An 864-nucleotide genomic window follows, 5' to 3' on the forward strand; every position below is an offset into this window, starting at 1 on the left:
GTTTGATCCTGGCTCAGGATAAACGCTGGCGGCATGCCTAATACATGCAAGTCGAACGGGGGTGCTTGCACCCCAGTGGCGAACGGGTGAGTAACACGTATCTAACCTACCTCATAGCGGGGGATAACTTTTGGAAACGAAAGATAATACCGCATGTGAATCTTATTATCGCATGAGAAAAGATTGAAAGGACCGTTTGGTTCACTATGAGATGGGGATGCGGCGTATTAGTTAGTAGGTGAGGTAATGGCTCACCTAGGCGATGATACGTAGCCGAACTGAGAGGTTGATCGGCCACATTGGGACTGAGATACGGCCCAGACTCCTACGGGAGGCAGCAGTAGGGAATTTTTCACAATGGACGAAAGTCTGATGAAGCAATGCCGCGTGAGTAATGACGGCCTTCGGGTTGTAAAGCTCTGTTGTAAGGGAAGAAAAAATAGAGTAGGAAATGCCTCTATATTGACGGTACCTTACCAGAAAGCCACGGCTAACTATGTGCCAGCAGCCGCGGTAATACATAGGTGGCAAGCGTTATCCGGATTTATTGGGCGTATAGGGTGCGTAGGCGGTTTTGCAAGTTTGAGGTTAAAGCCCGGAGCTCAACTCCGGTCCGCCTTGAAAACTGCATTACTAGAATGCAAGAGAGGTAAGTGGAATTCCATGTGTAGCGGTGAAATGCGTAGATATATGGAAGAACACCTGTGGCGAAAGCGGCTTACTGGCTTGTTATTGACGCTGAGGCACGAAAGCGTGGGGAGCAAATAGGATTAGATACCCTAGTAGTCCACGCCGTAAACGATGAGTACTAGGTGTTGGGGTTATCTCAGCGCCGCAGCTAACGCATTAAGTACTCCGCCTGAG

General features: G+C 49.2%; 1 rRNA gene. It reads left to right on the forward strand.

Annotation, left to right across the window (positions count from 1 at the left end):
* Nucleotides 1-864 (forward strand): 16S ribosomal RNA (locus CXQ89_RS17620); the annotation flags it as partial.

The sequence above is a fragment of the Arthrobacter sp. ZGTC212 genome, from assembly GCF_002929255.1.
GTDB lineage: Bacteria > Actinomycetota > Actinomycetes > Actinomycetales > Micrococcaceae > Arthrobacter_B > Arthrobacter_B sunyaminii.